Here is an 8,307-nt window from a genome sequence, read left to right as displayed (position 1 = left end):
TAATGGTGCCCACGCCGTTGCCGTCGATGACGGGGATAAGAATATTGGACACGGTTCCAAGGGCGATATCAATATTTTCACTGGCCTCCAGAATCACATCGTCCAAGATGTTGACGGTAACGTTCTGCGTATCGCCGGAAACCGTCCCGTCGGGGAAGGTCACGGAAGTGCCCGCGGTGGCCACGGAGTAGTCGTCCGGGTCAACGGCGGTACCATCTGCCACGGTAAAGTCCACGGTAAAGCTTCCCGCCACGGTAGGCCCGGTATAGGTAATGACGAAGTCCGCCGTACCCGCACTCTCGTCCACGGTAAAGTCGGCCACGGAGATGCCCTCTCCGGCGCCAAGGCCGTCGTTGTCGGTAATGGTTCCGATACCCACTAAATCCAATGGATTTAAGGGGAATCCATCAAATTGAAGCTCTATTTCCAAGGTTTCCGTTGCCTCTATGATGCCATCATCATTGGTGGGAACATTAACCGTGAATGACGTGGTATTGGCAGGTATAGTGACCATTGTAAGACTATTGTCATAGTCATCATTCGAAGTGGAAATATTAGTATATCGTAATTCTAAATCTGTATAGTCGGACGACAGGGCATGCGACAATGTGATGGTGAATATTAAATCAGAACCTTCCACAACAGTGGCGTCGCTTATGGAGATATTGGATAGCACAAAAACGTCTGCGGCATCGCTGGTAACAACATCACAGAGGTTGTCCGATGATGTTATGGCCAACCTGTACCCATAATTGTGAACTGAAGAAGAAATACCGGTCAATGTTAACGTTGGCGTGGAGGTTCCTGAATAGATACCACTTTCTGTTAGATCATTCCATGTAACGCCATTATCCGTACTTTCTTGCCATTGGTAGCTTAGGGAAGCTCCCCCAGTGACCACTGCCGTAAAACTGACAGTACTGCCAATGTTTGCGCTAACATTGCTAGGTTGGGAGGATACCACCACAGGAACAAAGGGCGTGGTCACATTGGTATTGGTACCTGTATAGCCCCCTTGTCCAGTGACAAGGCCATTGGGATCCACCGTTACGGGAGAGTTGCCCAAAATACCGTCATTATCCCCATCTGCGTGGCCCGCTTCCACGGTATCCAAACAGCCGTCGTTGTCCGAGTCCAAATCAATAGAATTAATGAATCCATCATTATCTGCGTCGCCACAAGGACCTATCAAGGATACATTTAGATCAGACCTTGGATTTCCCTGATTCATGGTAAGTGTTAAATCGGTAATATCATTAACCCCGAGAGACCAATTTTGTGGATTTCCAATGTTGGCCATAAAAATAATTGAACCAGTGCTATTGGAAATAATATTCAGTTCGTTTAAGGGGTCAGATACCGTAAAGTCTGCTCCAGGGGAAGAAATTGTCCATCTATCAATCCCATCGAGATCAACGTTGCCGTTTGTTGCTGGACCAATTAGGAATCCAGAAAGATTTGATGCGGAAATATTTATGGAAGTACCGTTTGATCTAAAAGCCAAATTTCCATTATCATCACTATCCGATCCAACTACACTTCCACTAACTAGGCTTTGTGTAATTGTGGTAGTGAAAACAGAATAGCTTTGAATTGTGGTTGATAGACCTTGAAATTGCAAAGGCCTAGGATTCTCGCACTCTTCGGTATCCAAGATACCATCATTATCATCATCAAGATCACAAATATCAGATATGCCATCACCATCGCTATCTGGATTTCCTGAAGCTATGGGGTCACAAGGATTTACTGTTGTAAGCGTTGCACTTCTATTTTCTGAAATACAGTTATTCTCAAGATGGGTTATGATAACGGTATAGGTATTGCCGTCAAGACCAGTAACATCGCTAATTGATAGGGTATTGGTATCCGTACCTAAGTAAACACTTCCATCGGATAGATCAACTCCATTTTCCTGCCATCGGTATCGTAATTGACCGGAGCTGTCCGTGCCACTACCATAGTTTGGTGTGCCGCTAGAAAAGGTAATAGTATTTACAGCAGTAGCGTCTACACTGAACGATGTGGAATTGCCTTCTGGGATGTTATTTTGATTAGCAGGTGGAGTATTTACAGTAACTTCTGTGGCAATCAATTCGTTACCCGTTGCACCAGTATATCCGCCTTGTCCTGTAACCCTACCATCCGTATCAACGGATACTGGTGAATTGCCCAAAATACCATCGTTATCTCCATCTGCGTGACCGGCTTCTACGGTGTCAAAACAGCCGTCGTTGTCCGAGTCTACATCGTCTTTATTGTAAATACCATCACCATCCGTATCGGCAGGGTTTGAACAATAAAAGGACAAAACTGCAAAATCATCGAATCGGGCAATACCTGGATTTATTTTATTAAAAAAGTATACCCTAATGGTATACGTTGTAGCTGGGTCTAAAATGTAATCGGCATTGGATTCCAGCATAAATACATGGTCATATCCAGCAGGAATATTTTCATCAACATAGAAGTCATTTTTCAATAAGGTACTTGTTGTGAAACCATCGTCAGATATTGCCATACCTACATGGTAGCCATAAGATGCCGCCGTAGCTCCTGAGCTTGTTGGGTTTTTGGTTTGACTTAAGTCTCCCAGTAGCAGCGCATTAATGGAATTTTCCGTTGTGAACGCATACTCAACATATTCATTAGTTGCCATGGATTCAGACAGTGTATTTGAATTGATATCCGTAAATTCTAACCTGTTCTGAGTTGCGACGGCGTTCACTCCAGTGCCAAGAATGAAGGGTTGTGCATTGGCAATAGTTGCGGGGGTATTAATTTGTACGGCATCCTGTGCAGGATTACTTTGTGTCCAAAATATATTAAAAGCAAGAAAGCTGCTACTACAATCAAACTCATTTGAATCTGTAATACCATCATTATCATCATCCAGATCACAACTGTCGGAAATTCCGTCACCGTCAGCATCCGGATTTCCCGAAGCAATTGCGTCACACGGATTAGTAGTTGTTAGAATAGCAGTTCTACTTTCAGCGATACAGTTATTATCCAAATGTGTTACTATCACCGTATAGGTGTTACCGTTTAGCCCCGTAACATCGCTTAGGACCAAAGTATTTGTATTCGTGCCGCTATAAACCCCGCCATCAGATAGATTACTTCCGTTTTCTTGCCATTGGTATCGTAATTGACCGGAGCTGTCAGTACCGCTTCCAAAATCTGGATTACCGGAAGAAAAATTTGTTGTATTTGTTGCTGCAGCGTTAACATTGAAAGTTGTACTACCACCTTCATTAACTGTTTTGTCGGAAGGGTCTAAATTTATGGTAACTTCCGTGGCAATAATCTCATTTCCGCTTACCCCGGTATAGCCCCCTTGACCCGTAACCCTTCCTTGGGCATCTACAGTAACCGGAGAACCACCTAGAATTCCATCGTTATCACCATCTGCGTGACCGGCTTCCACGGTGTCAAAACAGCTGTCGTTGTCCGAATCTGGGTCTAAGTGATTAACAATTCCATCATTATCTGTATCTAATTCAAGTGGCAAGGTATCACAAAAGTTTATTATTCTAATACTATGATTATTGATTGCGCCTCCTGTTGAGGAAGTATAACCAAAGAATACAGAGTTTGCTCCACCAAAATAATTCGTAATTAAATCATTTGTAAAGCTTCCTGCAGTTAGGCCATCAACCATAAAGGAAATATTTTGTGTATTTGCATCCCAAATAATAACAATATCATGGAATGCACCATCTTCTAGTTCTCCTAAAGCAACAGCGGTAGTTAACAATCCTACTCCAGATTGATTATCAGAATCCCATATTTGACCGTGATCAGCTGCAATGTCTCCTACCGCACCCGCTGTATTGTTATAGGTATCTAATTCTAGGACGATTCCGTTTTGAATACCCACGGCTCCAAGGCCTCTAGCGTTTCCGCCTACAGCATTTATACCTGCTGGATCATTATGAAACACAATTGCAATTCCATCTCCGCCACCAGCAGTAGTAATAGAACCTAAATTAGCTTCCATTCTAAGTTCAAAACTCTTTGTGAAGTCTATTCTTCCTTGACTCATCATACTACCTGCTTGATAGGTGGCTGCTGCGGTAAGCTGAATTGTATTAGCATTGATTTGCGTTGCTGCACCGTTTAATTGGAAAATCGTGGATAAGTCTGAAATGGATGCTAAACCTTGTTCGTCACAATCTAAAATACCATCATTATCATCATCCAGATCACAGGAATCACCGATACCATCGCCATCATTATCGCTGTCACCAGAATTGGCAGCCAGATAACAATCCGGATCTTCACAATCTGTTAATCCATCGCCATCATTGTCAATACCATCATTGCAGATTTCAGATTCGGTGGCAGTAAATATGCTATTAAACTCAGAAGTATTTCCGTTAGTATCTATGGCCAAAGCGGTTAACCTGCTAGCACTTGCCAGCGCTAGCGCAGATATATCTACGCTAAACTCAAATCTGTTCTGTGTTCTTGTAGTACCTGCTCCTGTGCCGTCATTGGTATAGGTTCCTGTGGTGCCATCCAAATCATTTCCGGAACCTTCTAAAACAGTAAATAAGTACCGTTCTCCCTCCCCAAAACTTTCTGCATAGGGATTAGGATTTGGACTTGGTCCTGCATCTGCCTCATAAAATTCAATTTCTGAATTTGCAGGTGCAAAACCAGTTATGCTTAAAACTGTACCTACAATTTCTGCAGTTTCAATTACAGGGAAATTAAGTATCGTATTTGGTCCAGTATCTCCATCTCCGTTATCGTTGCTGCTAACCAAGTCATTATTCAAATCAATACCCAAGCCAGCACTATTAGAGAAAGAATTTCTACTAATTCTATTTCTAAGACCGGAATCACCTATAACAACTGCCGTTCTATTAGTGTCTTTGAATTGGTTACCTACAATGTTAGCATCTGAAACTACGCTAGTACCGTTATACCCTATGCTATTATCAGCGCTACTTCCTGCTACATAAATAGCCTCATCTCCATTGGGAATAGAAGAACTACCGTCTGCACCAATTCCAAATTTATTTCCTGAGATACTATTATTATTGGAGCTTGAGATACGAATCCCAGTATCACCGTTTCCAGATATAACATTCCCTTCATTCTCATCGTTAACACCGTCTCCATTAGTTCCAATTCTATTGCCAGAAATATCCCCTAATACAATTCCATGGGTACTATTGGCCAAGGCAACGTTTCCTGTTATATCCGTTCCTATGTAATTTCCTGCAACGATATTGTTGACCCCTATACCTGTATGGAATCTTATTCCTGCTCCATTTCCGGAAATTATGTTGCGTTCAGAACTATCATTGTTGCCATCACTATCGGTTCCTATCCTATTAGCACTGGAAGTTCCTACAAATTGTATTCCATATCCTTGGTTTGGAATGGCCGCAGTAGCGTTTGCATTGGTTCCTAGATAACATCTTTGTACAATGTTGTTACTTGCATTAGAGAAACGAATACCGTCTATACCGTTACCGGATATGACTAACAATTCATTGTGGGCCGTACCTATTTCTATTCCTGAGGATTCAAATACCTGTATCCCGTGATAGTTATTGCCGGCATTACCGTTCCCCGTAGCGTCCGTTCCTATAAAGTTGGAACTGATTTGAATTGGACCAACCGCATTAATATACATCCCGTTTTGTCCGTTATTGGAAATAATATTCCGTTCAGCGGCCGAACTACCTCCTATTTGAGTTCCTTGAGCACCACCTCTAAGGTAAATGCCATTGGTTCCGTTACCTAAATTCGTTGTCCCATTGACACCTATTCCTATATAATTTCCTATTACTACATTGTTAAGGGCATCGGTTCCTTCAATATAAACGCCATTTTCCCCATTGCCCCCTATTACATTGCGTTGCAAGGCCGTATTACCTCCGATTAAATTATTTGCCGATGCATTTATCAAGATTCCTGAACGGGTATTCCCCATTGTTGAATTTCCAGAAATATCCGTCCCAATGTAATTACCTTGAACCGTGTTATTACTGGCAGATTGATAGGCCAAAAATATCCCCGTTTGTCCGTTTGCCGAGATAATGTTTCTAGCATTTGCAATACCACCTCCTACCGTGTTGTTCTGACCTGCTATACGAATTCCCGAAACTCCATTTCCTGCGGCCGTGTTCCCACTAACATTTAAACCAATAATATTACCTTGAATAATTGTATTGGTAGTTACGCCACTTAAACTAATTCCGGAAAGTGTGTTGTTAGAAATCACATTACCCATTCCGGAAATTAAACCTCCTATGGTATTTGACCCACTTCCGGATATGCTGTTGATACCAAACCCATCATTTCCTATGGGTGTATTCCCATCTGTACCAAGGCCAATAAAATTTCCTTCAATACGATTGTTTTCTGCCAATCCGCTTAATCCTCCAATCTCTATCCCATCACCACCATTTCCGGAGATTATATTTCGTACCTCGGGCAATGTTCCACCGATTATGGTTCCAGTAATTTCACTGAATAAATTTATTCCGTCACTTGAATTCCCTAAATCCAGTAATCCTGTAATGTCTGTACCTATATAATTTCCTTGTATAATAGTATTACTAGTGTTAGGCTCTGCTAAACCAATACCGGCTAGATTATTACCACTAATAATGTTCCTATGTCCGACGGTATTACCACCTATGACGTTACCGCCAGAGGCTACAATGTTGATGCCGGTTATACCATTTCCTCTATCCATAGTTCCTGATACGTCCAAGCCAATGATATTTCCGAAAATTTGATTGTTACAGCTAGAACAAGAAGGGGACCAAATACTGATTCCATCTTCACCGTTACCACTTATAATATTACCAGCATTAGCTCCTGTTCCCCCGATGGTATTGGAACTTGAGCCATCGGTGATACGAATCCCATCTATAGCGTTAGGTAACGGAGTTTGGCCGTTGGTATCGAGACCTATTATATTGTTGGTAAAACTATTTGATGACCCTAGTGTAAATATACCATCACGGCCATTTCCACTAACCACACATGCAGTAATTACCTGATTATTTCCATTAAGAACAACACCGTTTCCATCAAAACCAGAGATAAAAAGACTATTAAAGATATTGCCATCTGAGTTGGCCGTAAAACCATCTGTAAGTGTACCTGCGCTGGCTCCATTTATAAAAACAACAATTTGACCTGAATAATCCGGGTCAGAAGTTCCATCAAAAATGAAATAGGAAATCAAATTAGGTAAAGGAGATAATGGACTAATAGTTTGTGGTCCCGCTCCCGGTAAATCAAAATTTATAGTATGTGGTGTACCTGCATTAGGTGTGTTATTACCGGCGATAATGGCCTCTCGTAGGGAGATTCCGTCTGGGCCAGGGGTAGTTGTTAGGTTTGATAAGGATGAAGTATCTCCGTTTACGACGTCGGAAGTGTTGTTTACAATGACTGTAGCATAAAAGATACTGGTGATGTTTGCAGCAGAATTTAATTGGTAGTTGTTGCTTATATCTGTTTTTGTTGTAACAGGAGTTGTTGTTGAGTAGCCTTTTGCATCCCCGTATTCCTTATCAGCACGCATAGCCATCGCTAACCTTTTTCCTGGCTCCGCTATATCTTCAAAGAATCCCTCTTTTTTTGATAGGATTAATATTGAGACGAATAAGGCTAGGAGCGGCAAAAGAAAAAAACTTGAGGACAAAGCTGTCTTTTTCTTGGGTATGGTGGATATGTTATACATCTTACTTCTTCTATGTTAAGCCTCTGTTTCAGTGTTTTTAAATTGAAAACAGATAGCTACAAAAAAAAGGAATTAGTCTGCATTAGGGAATTAATAGTTGTGAAAGCCTTTGTTTATGTGGTCTTATCGGTAAAATGTATGGGCTGTGCTTCAGAGAATTGTTGCTGTTTGGTCAAAAAAAAACAGCCATCATGTTCGATAGCTGCTTTGTAATCTCTTTGCCGATTGAAATTAGTTGGTTCCAATGTAGATATATCCATTTACGGCTTCAATGACTTCACCGTTTGTATTTTTAATCGGATTTATAATATAATAGTACGTTCCAGTCGGTAAGTTACCCGCTGTACCTAAAGCATTTGTAGGAGCAATACCTCCCCAATTATTTTGGTAGTCCTTGGCCTCAAAAACTTTATTTCCCCATCTGTTGAATATCATTAGATCGAACGTAAAGTCGCAATATTCGAGACCTGAGATAACGAACAGATCGTTGATACCGTCCCCGTTGGCGGTTATAGTTTTCGATACCTGTATTTCGTTAATTGAACATGGTACACAGTCCGCGTTCACGTTTATGGTAAAGTCAACAA

2 protein-coding genes are annotated in these 8,307 nt (G+C 41.6%); both read right to left on the bottom strand.

The window, feature by feature from the left end:
* Window positions 1-7,561 (bottom strand): beta strand repeat-containing protein (locus tag ACFQZJ_RS17225; protein ID WP_379936140.1); only part of this gene is annotated, 7,561 nt, incomplete at its 3' end.
* 390 nt (window positions 7,562-7,951) lie between these two features.
* Window positions 7,952-8,307: gliding motility-associated C-terminal domain-containing protein (locus tag ACFQZJ_RS17220; protein ID WP_379936138.1), on the bottom strand; the 356-nt coding region annotated here is incomplete at its 5' end.

The organism is Maribacter chungangensis, assembly GCF_042676845.1.
GTDB lineage: Bacteria > Bacteroidota > Bacteroidia > Flavobacteriales > Flavobacteriaceae > Maribacter > Maribacter chungangensis.
This window is presented reverse-complemented; position numbering and strand designations above follow the sequence as displayed.